Consider the following 18,353-nt stretch of genomic DNA (forward strand, 5'->3'; position numbering starts at 1 on the left):
CTCACCCCGCCGATCTTGCACTTTCTGTTGCCGTCTCACGGCTTCTGCGACTTCTGTCGGGGCAGAAAGTGCAAGATCGCGGGGGTGCAGGCGGCGGGTGGACCCGGCCTGGACCGGGCGGCACGTCCGAAGCGCGCGCTAGGCGGCGGGCCAGGGGTCGGGCCAGTCGAGCAGGGTGGCCAGGCGGGCGTTGTGCGGTGCGAAGTGGCCGCTCAGGCGCTCCCGCAGCTCCGGTGTGAGCTGGGAGGGGCCATGGTCGACGCGTCGGGTGTGCCTGGTGAACGCCTCAGGGGTGAAGGCCGGCAGGCCGAGGAAGCGCAGCACGTCGCCGAACGTGCCGGCCGGGTCGGTGTGCAGGTCCTCAGTCCGGGCGACGTGGATCCGCTCCCGCGGGACCTGCGCGAACCACCTGTCCAACTGCTCGGCGTAGCGGCCCCGGGCCGCGTACGAGTAATTACGCAACGCCCGGTGCGCGGCGGCGCTGTCCGGACCACCACGCGTCGCCCGGGCCAGCCGCTCCTCCTCCGCGTCGAGCGCGGCGGCGAAGGACAGCGGCTCGACGCCGTACGAGCGGGTGTGCAGGTAGTGCGAGTAGGCCCGCTGCACCGGGTCGCGCAGCAGGACGACGAAGCGGGCCTGCGGCACTGTCGCCGCGACCCGGGCCGGCACGCTCGGATGGAACAGGTAGTAGGGGCTCGCTTCGAACGTGCGCTCACCTGGGGCGAGACGAGGGAAGTGCCCCCGGTACCACCGCGTGCCCCGGGCGTGGTGGACGCTGAAGTACTGCAACTCCTTGCCGCTGGCCACCCGGACCTGCGGATGGGCGGCGAGGTGGTGATACAACGACGTGGTGCCGCAGCGCTGCCCACCGATCACCAGGAAGTCGGGCAACGGGCCGGGCTCCCCCGGCTTCGCCGCGCGCCCCCAGGCCCGCGCCGCGCGTACCCCCCGACGCAGCCGGTCGGTGACCTGACGCCGCACGACGCCGCTCACGAGCGGACCACGGGGCTGCCGGTGCCCACACCGGCGCCGTCGGCGGGCTCGGCCGAAACGCGTCGACCACCTCGGCGGGTCACCGAGCGCAACACCATGACGTCCTCCCGACTGAGCCCGAGGGCGAGCACCACGGCGAGGTACACCGCCACTACCGCGACCAGACCGACAACGAGCTGCGCGGTCCCGCCCCCGACCAACCACCGCACACCGAACCCGACACCCATCGCGACCAGCGCGGCGACCAGGCCCTTGACCATGCCCGCCGTCACCGGCACCGTGTGCACCTGCGCGCGCACCTGCCAGACCCGGGCGACGTTCACCGCTGCCAGCGACACCGCCCAGGCCACCGCCGCGCCGAGAATGCCGTACGCCGGGATGAGCCAGAGATTGAGCAGGACGTTGAGCAGCAGGGCCGCGAGGTTGTCGACCATGTTGACCGAGACCCGGCCGGACATGTTCAGCAGCGTCCCGCACGGCCCGGTGGCGGCGTTCACGAGTTGGCCGAGCGCCAGCACCACTGTCACCGCCGCACCGCCGGCCAGACCCGGGCCGCCGACCAGACGCAGCAACTGCTCCGGAAAGACCAGCAACGCCACGAAGGCCGGCAGCGACAGCCGGAGCACCCAACCGGTGGCGACCCGGTAGATCCGGCGGACCTCGTCCAGTCGACCCTGGTGGTAGAGGTGCGCCAGGTGCGGGCCGAACGAGGCGTTGACCGGTGCGAGCACGAACACCGCGATGGTGACCAGCCGGGTCGCCACGTGGTAGACACCGATCGCGTCAGGACCGTAGTCGAAGAAACCGAGCAGCAACGCGTCCACCCAGATCAGCCCGGTGGACGACAGCGAGGAGACCCAACTGACGGTGGAGAACCGGAACAGCTCGCCCGGCCGGTACGCGGGCCGGGCGGCGGGCACCCGGCGCACCATCCGGGCGAGCGCCACGAGGGCGAGCCCTGCCGCGCTCCAGCTCGCCGCCACCAGCGCCCAGAACGCGCCGGTCAGGCCCGCACCGAGGGCGAGCGCCAGCGCGGTGAGCACCAGCCGGGCGGCCGGCTCGTAGACCTGGCCGATGAGGGCGTAGGCCCGTTGCGTGCGCCAACCCCGGGTGGCCGCGAGCGCGGCCTCGCAGACGGTGGCGGCGGGCAGGCAGAGCGCCGCCAACCGCAGCCCGGTGGTGAGTTGCGGGTCGTGCAGGGCGTCGGCGAGCCACGGCGCGCCGATCGCCAGACCGAGGGCGATCACTGTGGACGCCACCGCCGAGATGCCGATCCCGAGCCGGATCGCGCCCCGGAGGGCGGCCGGCTCGTCGTCGGCGAGGTGCACCGCAACGAACCGGGTCAACCCGGCCCGGAAACCGGAGAGCGAGAGCAGCCCCAGCAGCGACAGCACGGCGTAGACCTGGGCGTACCGGCCCAGTTCGCGTACACCCAGGACCCGGGCCAGCAACAGCATGACCAGGAAGAGCGCCACCTGGCTGAGCACGGCGCTGCCCAGGTTCAGCACACCGCCGCGGGCCATGCCGCGTACCTGCTGGTCGCCGGCCTCCGGCGCGGCCGGCGACCGGCCGGTCACCGCACGCACCCGGCGGCCCGTTCTCCGACGGTCACGGCCGTGCCGCGGTCACGGTCTCCGCCGACGCCGAGGGGGCCGAGGTGCTTGCCGCCGGGGCCACCGGCCGGGCAGCGGCACGACCCCGCGAGAGCAGTTCGAGTACGCCCACCAGCAGCACCCCGAGCAGCAGACCCGCGCCGCCCACCGGCAGGACGGTGCGCACCAGCTCCGTCATCCGGCTCACCTCGTGCGTCTCGCCGATGCTTGTCACCTGCTTCGGATCGGCGGCCTGGGCCTGCGCCCGAGCCGCCTGCAACCCTTCCCGAGCCTGGGACAGGGCGTTGGTGGCCGCGTCCCGCTGGGCGAGCAGGGCCTGGTAGTCGGGGAGCTTCGGCCCCAGCTCGTCGAGCTTCTTCTGGGCGGCGGTGATCGCGGCGGTCGCCGCGTCGACACCTCGGCCGTTGCCGACCGCCTGCATGGAGAGCTGCTGCTGGCGCAGGCTGGTCAGTTCGCCCAGCGTGGCCTGGTAGATCCGGTCCGGCTGGGAGACCTTGTTCGCCTTCTCCCACTCACCGATCGCCTTGGTCGCCGCGGTGACGTCGGCGTTGGCCGCCTCGACCTCGCCGGTGGCGATGCCGACCTGGGACGAGAAGAGGAAGGCCAGCGCCCGGGTGGTGGTCGCGGTCAGCACCGGCGCGACAGTCGCCCGGTCGCCTGCGGTGTACGTCACCTCCAACTGGCTGCTCGCGCCGACCTGGGTGATGGCGAGCCCGTCGCGCAACCGCTCCGGCGGCACCCCGGTGTCAGCGCCCACGTCGGCGAGGACGCGGGGCGAGGTGACCGCCGCGCCGAACGCCGCGACGAACTGGTTCGCCGCCTGCGTACCGGTGTACTGCGTCCCGGCCGCGCCGCCCACCAGGGCCGGTGCCGCCACGTACGCGGTCCCGCTGAACTGCTGTGGCGCCAACAGGACGATGGCTGCCGCGGCGCCAGCGGCGAGCACCGGCACCCCCACGAGTACCCAGAGGCGCCGCCGGGCGACCCGCAGGTAGTCGACGATCTCCACCTTTTTCCCCAATGCTGTCGTTCAGTCAAACCGGGACGGACGTGCCTCGTGGCTGCTCGCCGCTCAGGTTCGGAGCCGGTTGGCGGGCGATCACGCTGGCCGCCGCGGCGAACGCGACGAAGTACCAGAGGGTGACCACGTTGGAAATGACGTTGGAGGCGGCGCTGACCGCCACGAACGCGGCGGCGCAGCCGGTGAACCCGACCGCGACGCCACGCTCGAAGCTGCCTGGAGGCGCGCGCCGCAGCGCGGTCCGGGCGGTGTGCAGAAAGGCGAACAGCATCAGCAGGTACGCCCCGAGACCGAGCAGCCCGGTCTCCACGTACGCCCGCAGGAAGTCGTTGTGCGGCTTCTTCGCCTCGTCGGTCTCGCGCTGGGTCATGTTCGGCCCGATGCCGGTCACCGGGTTCCGGTCGGCGAGCGTGACGATCTCGGTCCAGTAACCGATCCGCCAGGCCAGGGTGTTTCCGGTCGGGTCTCCGCCGACCGAGCGGGACGTGCCGAGTTGGGCGAAGCGTTCGCCGACGGCGGGCACCAGTGCCACCCCGGCGACCGCCACCACGCAGAGGGTGACCAGCATCCGCTTGCTGCGATGCAGCGCCGCGACCACCACCAGGCCGATCGCCGCACCAAGCAGGGCGCTGCGGGTGTTGGTCAGCAGCAGGAACAGCAGCGAGAGCGCGAGCAGCACCCCGAGGGACGCCCGCAGGCGACGATCCAGGAATCGGTACACAGCGAACCCGAAGATGACCATGAACATCAGGTAGCGGCCGAACGTGGTCGACTGGCTGAACGTGCCGCTGATCCGGGTGAAGTCGCCCTTCACCTCGGCGGGCGGGTTGCCGAGCAGCGAAAGCACGACGGTGTAGCCGAGCGCCAGCACCAGCGAGGCGTAGCAGGCGAGCAGGACCCGACGGATCGCCGCAGTGTCCGGCATGAGCTGTTCCAGCACCACGAACATCACCACCACGGTGAGGATCCGCAGCGCCTCCAACAGGCTGTTCGCCGGCCGGCTGGCGCCGAGGGCGCTGACCACGCTGCTGGCGCCGACGAGCAGCATGGCCCAGCTGAGCGGGGAGCCGCGTAGCCGCCCGCGCCGGCTGAGCTGTGCGGCCAGCCAGAGCCCGGCGGCGAGGAGGAACAGCACTGCGAGCAGTGTGGAGGGGTCCGCCGCCCGGGCCGTTCCGGCGGAGTCCGCCTGGCCTGCGCTCGGGCCGGTCAGCTTGAACAGGTCGACGCAGGAGCGCACCGCAAGCATCAGCAGCACGTACCCGGCGAACCGGGTCAACGCGAGGACTGCCACCGCGATCCCCGCGACCGCCGCGAGCGGCAGCACCATGCCCCGGCGGTCACCGGTCGCCATGGAGACACCAGCGACCACCGCCACGACCGCGGCGGCCAGCGCCGCTCCGCCGGTGAGCAGGCGGGTCGGGTCGAGCCGCCTGGTCATGAGCGGAGTGTCCTGCTGCGTGTGTTGTTCCACTGATCCCACTGAACTGAATCGGCGCTGCCCGGCCGCTGCCGGGCGCGGCCAACCGATGTCCTCCCGGCACAAGATCGGTTCAATCTAGTCCTGTCACCCCGACGGCAGAAGGGGCCGTTGCACCGACTGGCACGTCATCCGCCGGGCTGACCCGGTGGATGACCCCCTTCGGTCAGCCGGTGGCCGTGACTCGTGTCCTCGTCCGTCGCCCGGGCTGCGGAACCAGGCCGAGATACAACCGCTCCAACTCGCGCGCGGCGGTGTCCCAGCTGTACGTCCCGGTCACCCGGTCGCCCAGTGCCGCCGCGCCAGCCCGTTCACCGGCCAGATCGGCGAGCAGCGTCCGCAACGCCCGCACCAGATCGTCCTCGTCGCCGTCGCGGAACAACCGCCTCCCGGCGGCGTCGGACTCCAACACCTCGACGTGGGGGGCGATGTCGCTGGCGACCACGGGCAGTCCGTACGCCGCCGCCTCCAGCAACGTCAGCGGCAGCCCTTCCAACCGGGACGGCTGCACGAACCCGGCGGCGCTGGCGTACAGCTCGGTGAGCAGATCGCCGTAGGCGAATCCGGTGAAGACGATCCGGTCGTCCCCGTCGGCCTCGCGGCGCAGCCTGTCCACGTAGTCGTCGGTGAACGACGATCCGCCGACGATCGCCAGTCGCATCCGGGTGTCGGTACGGCGGAAGGCACGGATCAGCAGGTCGGCCGCCTTCTCCGGTACCAGCCGACCGACCAGCAGCAGGTAGCCGCCGGGGGCCAGCCCGAACCGCTCCTGGATCTGGCGGGTCCGTACCGGTCGGGCCGGGTTCACCCCGTTCGGGATATAGGTGGTGGGCCGACCGAACCGGTTCTCGTAGTGGGCGACGAGCCCACGGGAGACCGCGACCCGTTGATGGGGGACGTACCCGCTGAGCCAGTGGGCGGTCCCCAGCACCGTCCGTGCGGCCAACCCCCACTTGGCCCGCTGGTTGTCCAGGCCATGCACGGTGAGCACCACCCGTGCCCGGGAGAGCCAACGCGGCATCGGGGAGACCAGGCTCGGCCCGAGGCCGTGGTAGTGCACGATGTCGGGCCGCTCCGTCATCGCCGCCACCGTCGAGGCCGCCGCGTGGACGATGGCGTCGAGGTGCTTGCTGGCGATCGTGTGCACCTGGCGCAGCCGTACGCCCCGGTGGCCGTCGGCCGGCGTCTCACCGTAGCTTCTGCGGCAGTAGACAGTGACCTCGTGCCCGTAGCTGGCCAGCCGGCTCGCCATCTCCTCCACGTGCCGTTCGATCCCGCCGTAGGTCGCCGGTATGCCCTTCTGACCGATCATCGCGATCCGCAGCGGACGCCAGTTCGCGTCCGCTCCGGTGGTGTCACGTCCGGCAGCCCGCGTATCGAGCGGCTGCCGCGCCGAGACACCCTCGTCCCGCTGCCGGGGAATCGCGGGATGTCCAGTGCGCTGGTCCACATTGTCGGTCTGCAGGTCGGGGTGGGCCACGATGACTCCCTGCGTGACTAGGTGCGCGCCCGCGCCCGGGCAGATCAACACCTTGCCATGAACGGGCCCGTCCGCCAGCCGATCATCCAGATAAAAAAATCATCGGTGGGAATCGTGACTCGTGAAATGCCATCTGGATGACATCTACGCGGACGGCGGTAGAGCCAGGTCGACCAGCGAATGAACGCCCTGGGCAGCCGCAACGGCTCCCGCCCCGCCGTGCACACCCAGGCTGGCCGATGGTCAGTGGCGGGACGATGATCCGGTCGGTTCGGGCACTCTCCTGGAGTGCCGGACGGTCAGCGTCACGGTGATCACGGCGACGACGCCGACACCGGCCCAGAGCAGCGGTCTGGTCCGCAGGTCGTCGGGCAGTTGCTGGCCGAGGACGAAGACGCCCATCACCACGACGAACCAGCCGAACGCCTTGCGCAGGATGTCCGCCGGGATCCGATCGGTGAGCCGTCCGCCGACGAAGCTGCCCGCGATGGCGGCGATGCTGACCGCTGCCGCGAGGCCCCAGTTGATGTCCACACTGGCCAGATAGCCCGCCAGGCCGGCGAACGACTTCATGGCGATGACCACCAGCGAGGTGCCGACCGCGACCGACATCGGCAGGCCACCGAGTAGCACCAGGGCGGGTACCACCAGGAAGCCGCCGCCCGCGCCGACCAGGCCGGTCACCAGTCCGACCACCACACCGTCGAGGATCACCCGCGGTACCGGCAGTTCGTGCGGCACCACAGTGCCGTCGGCCTGGCGTCGGCCACGGATCATCGCGACCGCGGTGGCCAGCATCATCACCGCGAACCCGGTGAGCAGGATTCCGGCGGGGATGAGCCCGGCCAGGCGACCACCGGCGTAGGCGCCGGTCATGCCGGCGAGACCGAAGATCAGGCCGGTGCGCCAGCGCACCCGGTGGGCGCGGGCGTGCGGAATGACGCCCACCAGGCTGGTGGCACCGACGACGAGCAGCGACGTCGCGATGGCCTCCTTCGTGGGCAGGTCGGCGACGTAGACCAGCAGCGGTACGGCCAGGATCGACCCGCCCCCGCCCAACAGCCCGAGGCTGACCCCGATCAGCACGGCCAGCCCGATGGTCAGCGCCAGGGTGGCGGTCATGCCCGCTTCACGGCGCTCCCGCGCAGCTGGCCGACGACGGTGTCGAGGTCGGTGGCACCCCGGTTGTAGGGCAGCTTGCTGAGCATCATTCCCATGGCGCAGGTGTTGGTGACAGCGGCGAAGGTGAGACCGGCGCCGATGAACCCGGCCACCCACTTGAGCTGCGGCACGAACACCGAGGCGAGAACGCTGACCAGCACGATCGAGCCGGCCACCAGGCGAACCTGACGTTCGAGGTCCCAGCGGGGCACGCCCCGCGTGATCGGCGCGTTGGCCGCCTGCCAGGACATGATGCCGCCGTCCAGCACCGTCAGGTTCGGCAGGCCGGCCTCAGCCAGTGCCTGCCGGGCCTGGACTGCGCGGGCACCGGAGCGACACACCAGAACGACGTCCTCGTCCAGCTGGTCACGCACCTCCTGGCGGTGCTCCTTGAGCAGGTCGAGCGGCACGTTGTAGGAGCCGGGGATGTGCGACGTCTCGAACTCCGTCGGGGTACGCACGTCCAGCACGCGGGGCGCACGACCGGATTCGATCAGCTCGCGAAGGCCGGTGGCGTCGAGCGTGGCGGCGCGCGCGGTCTCGGAAGTACTCATTTCTCCTCTTTCCTGGATGAGGTGCCAGCTGTCATGGCAGGGGGATGCTGGCCGGCGGCGGTGGCGCCGGCCGGTGGTGCGGACCGTTCAGGTCAGGCGGCGGTGACCAGTTCGAGGCCGGCGACCTGGGCCTGACCGAACGCGTCGTCGACCACGACCACCTCGTGGCCGGCGTTCGCCAGGAGAGAGGCGGCGGCGGTGGCCCGGTAGCCGGAACCGCAGTGCACCCAGACGGCGCCGGTCGGTACGTCGGCCAGCCGCCGGGGCAGGTCGGGCAGCGGGATGTGCACGGCGCCGTCGATGTGGCTGGTCCGCCACTCGTTGGTCATCCGCACGTCGAGGATCACGTCCGCGCCGGGCAGACCGTCTGGGACGTGGCCCTTCCGAGCCGCCGCGAGGGCCACGAAGTCCGCCATCCGCAACTCCCGCAGCTGACCGGGCCCAGTGGCCCACTGCCCGGCGTCGCCGGTGGCCTGCGCGGCGGGGCGATCGATGCCGATGCGGACCAGTTCACGTTGGGCGTCGGCGACCTGCTGCGGTGTCTCGGCGAGCAGGGTGATCGGCACCCCCCACTCGATCAGCCAACCGAGCCAGGTGGCCATCGGACCGTCCAGACCGAGACTGACCGTGCCGGTCAGGTGCGAGGCGGCGTACGCCTTGCGGTGCCGCAGGTCCACCACCCACTCCCCATCGGTCATCCGCTCGCGTAGTTCGGCGGCGTCGGCGCGGGTCACCGGCGTGAGGTCGATCGGGGCCGGGCCGCCGACGTTCACCACCCCCATGTGGGCGTAGTACGCCGGGTAGGCGTCGAGGCCGGCGAGGGTCTCGGTGACGAAGTCGTCCGCGGCCAGCCGCAGGACGGGGTTCTTCTCCTTCTCCCGGCCGATGGTCGACTCCGGAGCGTCGGACTGGCTGGCCGAGCAGAAGCTGCCGAACCCGTGCGTCGGCCACACCTGCGCACCGTCGGGTAGCAGATCCGCCAACCGTTTCGCCGAAGCGTGCTGGTGCTGGGCCAACTCGTGGGCGTGGTGCTGGCCCAGCAGGTCGGTACGGCCCGTCGTGCCGAACAGCAGCGACCCGCCGGTGAAGACGCCGGTTGCCTCCCAGCCGACGTCGGTGGCCACGTCCAGGACGTACGACAGGTGGTGGAAGGTGTGACCTGGCGTGGCGATCACCCGCAGGCGAAGGGAGTCGGAGACGGTCACCTGGTCGCCGTCGGAGACCAACGTCCGCTCGAAGCCGACCTCGTCGGCCGCGGCCACCAGGTAGTGCGCGCCGGTGATCCGGGCGAGTTCCAGCCCGCCGGAAACGTAGTCGTTGTGCAGGTGCGTCTCCAGGACGTGGGTGATCCGGACGCCTTTCTCCCCCGCGAGGTACATGATCCGGTCGATGTCGCGCTGGGGGTCGACCACGATCGCGACCTGCCCGTCCGACGCCACGTAGCTGCGATCACCGAGGGAGGACGTCGCGACGACGGAAACCTCAACTGGCATGTCTGCGCTCCTTCGAAATACCCCGGGGGGTATATAGACGACACACTGCTGTTCGGTTCTTCACCCACACGATTACCCGCTCACGCCATCGCCAGTCGGCGGAGGGCGTCGCCGAGCTACCGCTCTGCCCGCGCGAGGCGCAGGCCCGCCGCACCCGGTCGCCGCTTCATCGACTCCGTGTCGCGGAAATGCGGGTATCCGTCAAGCCGCGACACCCCGATACCGAGCCTGGAGTCGGATCGCCGCCGACGCGGCGGCCCTTCGGGGACGATGCCCCGCCCGGCCGTGCCCCGACGCGACGGTCCGGGCCACCCTCTCGGGCGGCAGGGCCCGGCCGCGCCTCAGGCGAGAGCCAGGAAGAGCTTCTCGAGCTCCTCCTCGGTCATCTCCGGCTCCTCGCCACGGTCACGCGCGGCCCCACAGTGCCGCATCCCGGACGCAATGATCTTGTAGCCCGCGCGGTCGATCGCCTTCGACACCGCCGCGAGCTGGGTCAGCGCCTCGCGGCAATCCTGACCGTTTTCCATCATCTCGATAACCGCGTTGAGCTGCCCACGCGCCCGCTTGAGCCGGGTCAGCGCATCCGAGGTCATCTCCGGTCGAAGCTTCATCGGCACCTCCTGGAGGCCACCATACCCCCGGGGGTACCCGACTCGCCAACACAGCGTCTCGGAGCCTGGGGAACCCACCACCGGCACTGACACACGGACAAAGAGGTCAGATCGGACGGCACGGTACCGAAAGAGCCCCGATCGATCCTGACGGATCGGCCGGGGCTCGTCGGTGGTACCTGTCAGGCGATGTCGAACCGGTCGAGCTCCATGACCTTGGTCCAGGCCGTCACGAAGTCGGCCACGAACTTGTCGCGGGCGTCCTGGCTGGCGTAGACCTCGGCGAGGGCGCGCAGCTGCGAGTTGGACCCGAAGATGAGGTCGACCGCCGTGGCGGTCCACTTCACCTCATCGGTGGCCAGGTCGCGGATCTCGTACACGTGCTCGTCGGACTTCGACGCGCTCCACCGGGTGCCCGGGGAGAGCAGGTTGGCGAAGAAGTCGTTGGTGAGCACGCCCGGCCGGTCGGTGAGCACACCGTGCCGGCTGCCGCCGACGTTGGCGCCGAGGGAGCGCAGGCCGCCGATGAGGACGGTCATCTCGGGCGCGGTCAGGTTGAGCATGTAGGCACGGTCGACGAGCAGCACCTCCGGCTGGGTCTTCTCGCCAGCGCGCAGGTAGTTGCGGAAACCGTCGGCACGCGGCTCGAGGACCCGGAAGGAGTCGGTGTCGGTCTGCTCCTGGGTCGCGTCGGTGCGGCCCGGCCGGAACGGCACCGTCACCTCGACGCCGGCGTCCCGCGCCGCCTTCTCGACGGCTGCCGAACCGGCCAGCACGATCAGGTCGGCGAGCGAGATCTTCGCCCCACCAGCGGCGTTGAACTCCTGCTGGATGCCCTCAAGGGTGGTGAGGACGGTGGCCAGCTGCTCGGGCTGGTTGACCTCCCAGCTGCGCTGCGGCTCAAGGCGAATGCGCGCCCCGTTGGCGCCGCCGCGCTTGTCGGTGTGCCGGAAGCTCGCGGCAGAGGCCCAGGCGGTGGAGACCAGCTGGTCGATCGTGAGACCGGACGCCAGCACCTTCGCCTTGAGCGCGGCGATGTCGGCGTCGCCCACCAGCTCGTGGTCGACGGCCGGCACCGGGTCCTGCCAGAGCTGCGGCTCGGCCACCCACGGCCCGAGGAAGCGCTCGATCGGGCCCATGTCGCGGTGCAGCAGCTTGTACCACGCCTTGGCGAAGGCCAGCGCGAACTGGTCGGGGTTCTCCAGGAAGCGGCGGGAGATCTTCTCGTACGCCGGGTCGACGCGCAGCGACAGATCGGTCGTGAGCATCGTCGGCCGGTGCTTCTTCGCCGGGTCGAAGGGATCCGGGATGATCGCCTCGGCGTCCTTGGCGACCCACTGCTTCGCGCCGCCGGGGCTGGTGGTGAGCTCCCACTCGTAGCCGAAGAGGATCTCGAAGAAGCGGTTGCTCCACTGCGTCGGCACGTCGGTCCACGTCACCTCGAGACCACTGGTGATCGTGTCGCCGCCCTTGCCGCTGCCGTGGGTGCTCAGCCAGCCCAGGCCCTGCGCCTCCAGCGGGGCACCCTCGGGCTCCGGGCCCACGTGGTTGTCGGCGACGCCGGCACCGTGGGTCTTACCGAAGGTGTGACCACCGGCGATCAGGGCGACGGTCTCCTCGTCGTTCATCGCCATCCGGCCGAAGGTCTCGCGGATGAAGTGCGCCGCCGCGGCCGGGTCCGCGTTACCGCGCGGGCCCTCCGGGTTGACGTAGATGAGCCCCATCTCGGTCGAGCCGACGCCGGCCGCCATCTCCTTCTCGGAGGCGTAGCGCTCGTCGCCCAGCCAGGTGTCCTCCGGACCCCAGAAGATCTCCTCGGGCTCCCAGACGTCCTCGCGACCGAAGCCGAAGCCGAAGGTCTTGAAGCCCATCGACTCCAGGGCGACGTTGCCGGCGAGCACCAGCAGGTCGGCCCAGGAGATCTGCTGGCCGTACTTCTGCTTGACCGGCCAGAGCAGCCGGCGGGCCTTGTCCAGGTTGGCGTTGTCCGGCCAGCTGTTGAGCGGGGCGAACCGCTGCCCACCGTCGCCGGCGCCGCCACGGCCGTCCTCGATCCGGTACGTGCCGGCGGCGTGCCAGCTCATCCGGATCATCAGGCCGCCGTAGTGGCCGAAGTCGGCCGGCCACCAGTCCTGCGAGGTGGTGAGCACCTCGACGATGTCGCGCTTGAGGGCCTCGACGTCGAGCTTCGCGAACTCCTTGGCGTAGCTGAAGTTCTCGCCCAGCGGGTTGCCCTTTGACGAGTGGGCGTGCAGCACCGACAGGTCGAGCTGGTTGGGCCACCAGTCCCGGTTGGTGCGCGGACGACCACCGGTCTTCGGGGTCGGCGAGTCGATCGCCGGGTTCTCACTCTCACTGCCGTGCGCGGTCACCGAGTCGTGCGCGACCGGGCAGCCGGCCGCCGCCTTCTGGTCCACGCCCTGCGCACTGACGGGGCCGTTGTCCTGGGTGTCGCTCATGTACTTCCTTCCGAGCTTGCGGATCTCTGGGGCGTGCGTTCGGTCGCGCAGTCGGGGCAGGTGCCCCAGTAGACGACCTCCGCCTCGTCGACCGTGAAACCGTGGTCGCCCGAGGCGGTGAGACAGGGAGCGTGACCGACGACGCAGTCGACGTCGGCGATGGCGCCGCAGGAGCGGCACACGACATGGTGGTGGTTGTCAGCGATTCGGGACTCGTAGCGGGCGGTCGCCCCGGCCGGCTGGATGCGCCGCACCAGGCCGGCGTCGGTGAGCACGCGCAGCACGTCGTACACCGCCTGGTGGGAGACCGTGGGCTGCTCCGCGCGGACCAGCGCGATCACCGCGTCGGTGCCGACGTGCGGGTGGTCGCGCAGCGCCGCGAGCACCGCCAGCCGGGGCCGGGTCACGCGCAACGAGACGGCCCGCAGCTGCGCCTCGAAGTCGGACATCACGGGTACGAACACTAGCTCACTATTTTGGAACGAATCAAGTTTTGCGCCGCCCGAGGTACCCCAACGGCGGACGATTCACCCGAGGTTAACCTGCGGGAGGGAAAAAAATCGGACAGCCATGTCGAGAAATGCCGACCGGCTTCGTCCCCGGAGTGAACGTGACCACGATGGGTCGCAGCCAACACCGAGGAGCATCACGATGGCCAAGTACCTGCTGCTCAAGCACTACCGGGGCGGCCCGGCCGGGGTGAACGACGTACCCATGGACCAGTGGACGCCGGCGGAGATCTCAGCCCACATGCAGTACATGCGCGACTTCGCGGCCCGACTCGAGGGCACCGGCGAGTTCGTCGACGCTCAGGCGCTCGCCCCGGAGGGAGCGTGGGTCCGGTACGACGGCGAGGGCCGGCCCCCGGTCACCGACGGCCCCTTCGCGGAGACCAAGGATCTCATCGCCGGCTGGATGGTGATCGACGTCGACAGCTACGACCGGGCCGTTGAGTTGGCCGGGGAACTGTCGGCCGCTCCCGGGGCGGGCGGGAAGCCGATCCACGAGTGGCTGGAGTTGCGCCCGTTCCTGAGCGAGCCCCCCACCATCACGGAGTGACGGCTCCGATGGACGAGACGCTGCTGCGCAGTCTCACGCCGAGCGTCCTCGGGATCCTCGTCCGCCGCGGAATCGACTTCGCGGCGGCCGAGGACGCCGTGCAGGACGCCCTGGTCGAGGCGGTCCGGGTCTGGCCGGCCGACCCGCCGCGCGACCCGAAGGGCTGGCTGACCGCTGTGGCGTGGCGACGCTTCCTCGACGCGGCCCGGGCCGACACCGCTCGCCGTCGGCGCGAGGATCTCGTCGACGAGGAGCCGGCGCCAGGGCCCGCTCCCGCTGTGGACGACACGCTCCAGCTCTACTTCCTGTGCGCCCACCCGTCGCTGACGCCGTCGTCGGCGGTCGCGCTCACGCTGCGCGCCGTCGGCGGGCTGACCACCCGGCAGATCGCCCACGCCTACCTGGTGCCCGAGGCGACCATGGCGCAGCGCATCAGCAGGGCCAAGCGCACCGTCTCCGGGCTGCGGTTCGACCGACCCGGTGACGTCGCCACAGTGCTGCGCGTCCTTTACCTGGTCTTCAACGAGGGCTACTCCGGCGACGTGGACCTCGCCGCCGAGGCCATCCGGCTCACCCGGCAGCTCGCGGCCGCGATCGACCACCCCGAGGTGGCGGGGCTGCTCGCCCTCATGCTGCTGCACCACGCCCGGCGCGCCGCCCGGACCGCCCCCGGCGGCAGCCTGGTGCCGCTCGCCGAGCAGGACCGCGGCCGCTGGGACACCCGGTCGATCGCCGAGGGCGTCGAGATCCTGCAGGCGGCCCTGGCCCGCGACCAGCTGGGTGAGTTCCAGGCCCAGGCGGCCATCGCGGCGCTGCACGCGGACGCGCCGACCGCCGCGGAAACCGACTGGGTGCAGATCGTGGAGTGGTACGACGAACTGGCGCGCCTGACCGCGAACCCTGTCGTCCGACTCAACCGCGCGGTGGCGGTCGGTGAGGCCGACGGCCCCAGGGCCGGCCTGACGGCGCTCGCGGCGGTGGACGACGCACTGCCCCGGTACACGGCGGTGGCGGCGTACCTGCACGAGCGCGACGGTGATCTGGCAACGGCGGCGCGGTTGTACGCCGAGGCCGCCCAGCAGGCCCTCAACCTCGCTGAACGCGACCATCTGACCCGACAGGCCGCCCGGCTCAACGCCCTGCGTCGTCGCTGACCGCTCGGGCAACTGGAGCGGCTGCCCCTGCCACCGGCCACGGCCGGGACACCTGGTCCGGAAAGTCTCCGGAACTTTCGGCGGCCCCACCCCGACCGTTGTTCGGCTGTTGCGACGCCGCGGTGACCGTCCCGGACTCTGATCGACTACTGACCTGGATGGATGCCGCTCCGGTGACGGCAGCGGTGTTGCCAGCCTGTTTCCGAAAATTGTTGACAAGTCGACGGCTGGGTTAATACGGTCGCCATCGACGGCGCTCGATTGTCGTCAGCACCAGCCACCACGACCCACTTCTCCGATCGTCGTGCAGGACGACCGGCCCACCACCACCGAGCGGTACGACGCCGTGGCCGTCCCCCGACCACCGGCAGCCTGCCGAGGCGTACCGCGCCGCTGGCCCCCGCCAGCCGTCAGAGGAGGCAACAGTTCCATGACCGACACCAGCCACACCAAACCGAGAGGCCGCGGCCGTATGCGGCTGCTCCTGGGCGCCGCCTGCGCCGCCGTCGTGGCCGTCGCCGGCACGATGACGGCCACCAACGCGTACGCCGAGGCCGACCGGACCCTCACGTCGAACCTCACCGGCACGCACAACGGGTACTACTTCTCGTTCTGGAAGGACAGCGGCAACGCCAGCATGACGTTGCGCGCCGACGGCCGATACACCAGCAGTTGGGACAGGAGCACCAACAACTGGGTCGGCGGCAAGGGTTGGGCCACCGGTAACCGCCGGACGGTCACCTACTCGGGCAGCTACAACCCGGGTAACAACAACACCTACCTCGCCCTGTACGGATGGACGCGCAACCCGCTCATCGAGTACTACGTGGTGGAGAACTTCGGCAGCTACAACCCGAGCAGCGGCGCCCAGCGGATGGGTACTGTCACCACTGACGGCGGCACCTACGACATCCTCCGCAGCCAGCGGGTCAACGCCCCGTCGATCGACGGCAACCAGACGTTCTACCAGTTCTGGAGCGTCCGCCAGCAGAAGCGGTCGAGTGGCACCATCACCACCGCCAATCACTTCGACGCCTGGGCCCGGGCGGGCCTGAACCTCGGCACCAACCACAGCTATCAGGTGATGGCCACCGAGGGTTACCAGAGCAGCGGAAGCTCCGACATCACCGTCCGGGAGGGCAGCGGCGGCGGCAACCCGACCAACCCGCCCACCACCGGCAATCCGGGGACCGGAAACTGCAACGCGACGATCTCCGCCGGCCAGCAGTGGGGTGACCGGTTCAACCTCAATGTCGCGGTCAGCGGCACCAACAACTGGGTCGTCAGCCTCGGCCTCGGTGGCGGTCAGAGCATTCAGAACAGCTGGAACGCCGCCGTCAACGGCAACAGCGGCACCGTCACCGCGACGCCGAACGGCAACGGGAACAACTTCGGCATAACGATCATGGCCAACGGCAACTGGAACTGGCCGACGATCAGCTGCCGCACCAGTTGACCCTGATCAGTACCTGACATCGAAGCACTGGCGTGGCGGCCTCGGTCGCCACGCCAGTGCCGCGTTGCGCAGGCCACTCCCCCGTCCGCCTCGGTTCCCATGACGGCCTCGGGCCGACCCCGCGCGACGTGCCCCTTGCGCTGCGCCCGCCGAGGCACCGCCGACGTACAACTCAACGGCGTTTCCGCGGGTGCAGAGCAAAGGGCGGATCTTGCGCCACGAGTTGCGAGACCACGGGGCGTTGCCGCCGTGCGCTACACCTGCGGCACCGCCGTCTCTCCTCCGGCAGTCGATTCCTCCGCCGGAGGTTGCACGGATGGGTCCGCCGCCGGGTTCTCCGTCGGCCCCGAGGTCGACGGCGCTGTCGTTCCGCCCGTCGGGGCTGCCGTCGGGGCTTTCGTCGGCTCCGCAGGAGCGCTCTCGGACGCGGTGGGACCGGGCGCATCGGTAGTGCCTCCACCAGACGGCGTCGACGGCTCCACCGTCTCCTCGTCCCGGGTGGGCGTCGGGGTCGGGGAGCCGGGCGCCCGGACCGGCAGGCCCGCAGAACTGCGGGTGGCTGGTTCACCGCCACCCACTCCGGGGCCTGGTTCCCGCTCGGTCGGCACCGTTGGCGACACCGCGGGAGGCGTCGACGGTCGCCCGGTCGGGCCGGGCATGATCCCGATGGGATCGGCGAGCACCAGGACGGCAGCCGCGGCGGCCATTGATCCGAGAAGCACCGCGAGCGCTCTTGGCCCAGGAGTGACGGCCCGGCCCACCGTGCCGCCGAGGGCCGACCGCCGGGCAGAGGTGACCTCGGTCCGCACCCCGATCTCGGTCGCCCCGGTGGCGGTGGACGGCAGGTGGTCGGACGGGTCCGCGAGTGTCTGCGCCGCCGTGGCCGTGTCCGCTGCCGTGGCCAGGTCCGCTGCCGTCGGGAAGCGGTTGGCGGGCTCCTTGGCCATCGCTGTGGCGACCACCCGCCGGACCTCCGCCGGAACGTCCTCCGGCAGCGGCGACGGTTCCTCCTCGAGGTGCCGCAGCGCCACCGCGACGGCATTCTCGCCCTGGTGCGGTGGCCGGCCGGCGAGGCAGTGGTAGACGACAGCCCCCAGCGCGTAGATGTCGATCGCTGGTGTTGTCTCGTTCTTCGCGACCTGCTCGGGTGCCATGTACAGGGCAGTGCCGACGATCTGGTTCGTTCCGGTCAGGCTCGTCGCTTCCTGCGTCACCGCAACACCGAAATCGACGAGTACGACGTGTCCGTCCGGCTCGATGATCAGATTGCTGGGTTTGACGTCACGGTGGACGACACCGGCGTCATGCGCGGCCTGCAACGCTCTGGCGGACTGCACGGCGATCGACATCGTCTCGGCCACGTCCAGCCGGCCGAGCTCGGCGATCCGCTCCGACAGGGGCTGCCCCTGCACGCACTCCATCACGATGTAGGCGAGGACCAGCGCTCCGGATTGGGACACCTCACCGTAGTCGTAGACCTGGGCGACACCTGGGTGACGCAGGGCCGCCATCGCCCGCGCCTCGCGCCGGAACCGCTCACCGAAGCCGCCGTCGGTAACCAACCGTGGGTGCAGCATCTTGACCGCCACGCAGCGGTCGAGTGTTTCGTCGACCGCCCGCCACACGTCACCCATTCCGCCGCTGGCGATGCTTTCGACCAGGCGGTAACGGTCTCCGACGACTTGCCCCACATTCGGCATAGCTTTCGGTACCCCGTACTCCTCGATCTCAAGCACGTCGAGGCTGGGCACCGCGTCGCGTCGGCGCACCGCAGGCCGAGCCCGCCCCGCCGCTGCCGGCGGGGCGGGCTCGGCCGTCTACG

15 protein-coding genes are annotated in these 18,353 nt (G+C 70.8%); 3 read left to right on the top strand and 12 right to left on the bottom strand.

What is annotated here, in order from left to right; genetic code table 11:
• Positions 1-138 precede the first annotated feature (138 nt).
• From MED01_RS11505 to MED01_RS11555, 11 genes are all read right to left on the bottom strand, one after another.
• Positions 139-993, bottom strand: coding sequence for a sulfotransferase family protein (locus tag MED01_RS11505; RefSeq protein ID WP_238668503.1), 855 nt, complete (start codon positions 991-993; stop codon positions 139-141).
• Entirely contained in the window at positions 990-2,570 is a 1,581-nt protein-coding gene (locus tag MED01_RS11510) for an oligosaccharide flippase family protein (protein WP_238668504.1), read from the bottom strand. Before MED01_RS11510 ends, MED01_RS11505 begins: the two co-directional genes overlap by 4 nt.
• A gap of 31 nt (positions 2,571-2,601) precedes the next feature.
• On the bottom strand, positions 2,602-3,615 hold the full coding sequence (locus MED01_RS11515; protein WP_238668505.1) for a Wzz/FepE/Etk N-terminal domain-containing protein: 1,014 nt from the start codon (positions 3,613-3,615) through the stop codon (positions 2,602-2,604).
• Positions 3,616-3,640: 25 nt separating this feature from the next.
• Positions 3,641-5,065, bottom strand: a complete 1,425-nt coding sequence (locus MED01_RS11520; RefSeq protein WP_238668506.1) for an O-antigen ligase family protein — start codon at positions 5,063-5,065, stop codon at positions 3,641-3,643.
• Between the two features lie 205 nt (positions 5,066-5,270).
• A complete protein-coding gene (locus MED01_RS11525; RefSeq protein ID WP_238668507.1) occupies positions 5,271-6,584 on the bottom strand; it encodes a glycosyltransferase family 4 protein in 1,314 nt (437 codons plus the stop codon).
• A 243-nt stretch (positions 6,585-6,827) separates the two neighbouring features.
• Complete coding sequence (locus tag MED01_RS11530) at positions 6,828-7,706, bottom strand: sulfite exporter TauE/SafE family protein (protein WP_238668508.1); 879 nt, start codon at positions 7,704-7,706, stop codon at positions 6,828-6,830.
• Positions 7,703-8,299 (bottom strand): rhodanese-like domain-containing protein, encoded by a 597-nt coding sequence (locus tag MED01_RS11535; protein ID WP_238668509.1) that lies wholly within the window; start codon positions 8,297-8,299, stop codon positions 7,703-7,705. The genes MED01_RS11530 and MED01_RS11535 overlap by 4 nt, the downstream gene beginning before the upstream one ends.
• A gap of 92 nt (positions 8,300-8,391) precedes the next feature.
• Positions 8,392-9,792: an MBL fold metallo-hydrolase gene (locus MED01_RS11540; RefSeq protein WP_238668510.1), complete on the bottom strand. Its 1,401-nt coding sequence runs from the start codon at positions 9,790-9,792 to the stop codon at positions 8,392-8,394.
• A 341-nt stretch (positions 9,793-10,133) separates the two neighbouring features.
• Entirely contained in the window at positions 10,134-10,403 is a 270-nt protein-coding gene (locus MED01_RS11545; protein WP_130400556.1) for a metal-sensitive transcriptional regulator, read from the bottom strand.
• A 182-nt stretch (positions 10,404-10,585) separates the two neighbouring features.
• Positions 10,586-12,862 (bottom strand): catalase/peroxidase HPI, encoded by a 2,277-nt coding sequence (katG, locus tag MED01_RS11550; RefSeq protein ID WP_238668511.1) that lies wholly within the window; start codon positions 12,860-12,862, stop codon positions 10,586-10,588.
• A complete protein-coding gene (locus tag MED01_RS11555; protein ID WP_308193459.1) occupies positions 12,859-13,314 on the bottom strand; it encodes a Fur family transcriptional regulator in 456 nt (151 codons plus the stop codon). Before MED01_RS11555 ends, katG begins: the two co-directional genes overlap by 4 nt.
• A gap of 199 nt (positions 13,315-13,513) precedes the next feature.
• Between MED01_RS11555 and MED01_RS11560 the strand changes: the two genes are divergently transcribed.
• The 3 genes from MED01_RS11560 (at position 13,514) to MED01_RS11570 (ending at position 16,531) form a co-directional block, all read left to right on the top strand.
• Entirely contained in the window at positions 13,514-13,921 is a 408-nt protein-coding gene (locus MED01_RS11560) for a YciI family protein (RefSeq protein WP_238668512.1), read from the top strand.
• A gap of 8 nt (positions 13,922-13,929) precedes the next feature.
• Positions 13,930-15,075, top strand: coding sequence for an RNA polymerase sigma factor (locus MED01_RS11565; RefSeq protein WP_238668661.1), 1,146 nt, complete (start codon positions 13,930-13,932; stop codon positions 15,073-15,075).
• 430 nt (positions 15,076-15,505) lie between these two features.
• Positions 15,506-16,531, top strand: coding sequence for a glycoside hydrolase family 11 protein (locus tag MED01_RS11570; protein ID WP_238668513.1), 1,026 nt, complete (start codon positions 15,506-15,508; stop codon positions 16,529-16,531).
• A gap of 254 nt (positions 16,532-16,785) precedes the next feature.
• Here MED01_RS11570 and MED01_RS11575 read toward each other — a convergent pair whose 3' ends face one another.
• Positions 16,786-18,300: a serine/threonine-protein kinase gene (locus MED01_RS11575; RefSeq protein WP_238668514.1), complete on the bottom strand. Its 1,515-nt coding sequence runs from the start codon at positions 18,298-18,300 to the stop codon at positions 16,786-16,788.
• Between the last annotated feature and the right edge of the window lie 53 nt (positions 18,301-18,353).

This window comes from Micromonospora alfalfae (genome assembly GCF_022230925.1).
Lineage (GTDB): Bacteria > Actinomycetota > Actinomycetes > Mycobacteriales > Micromonosporaceae > Micromonospora > Micromonospora alfalfae.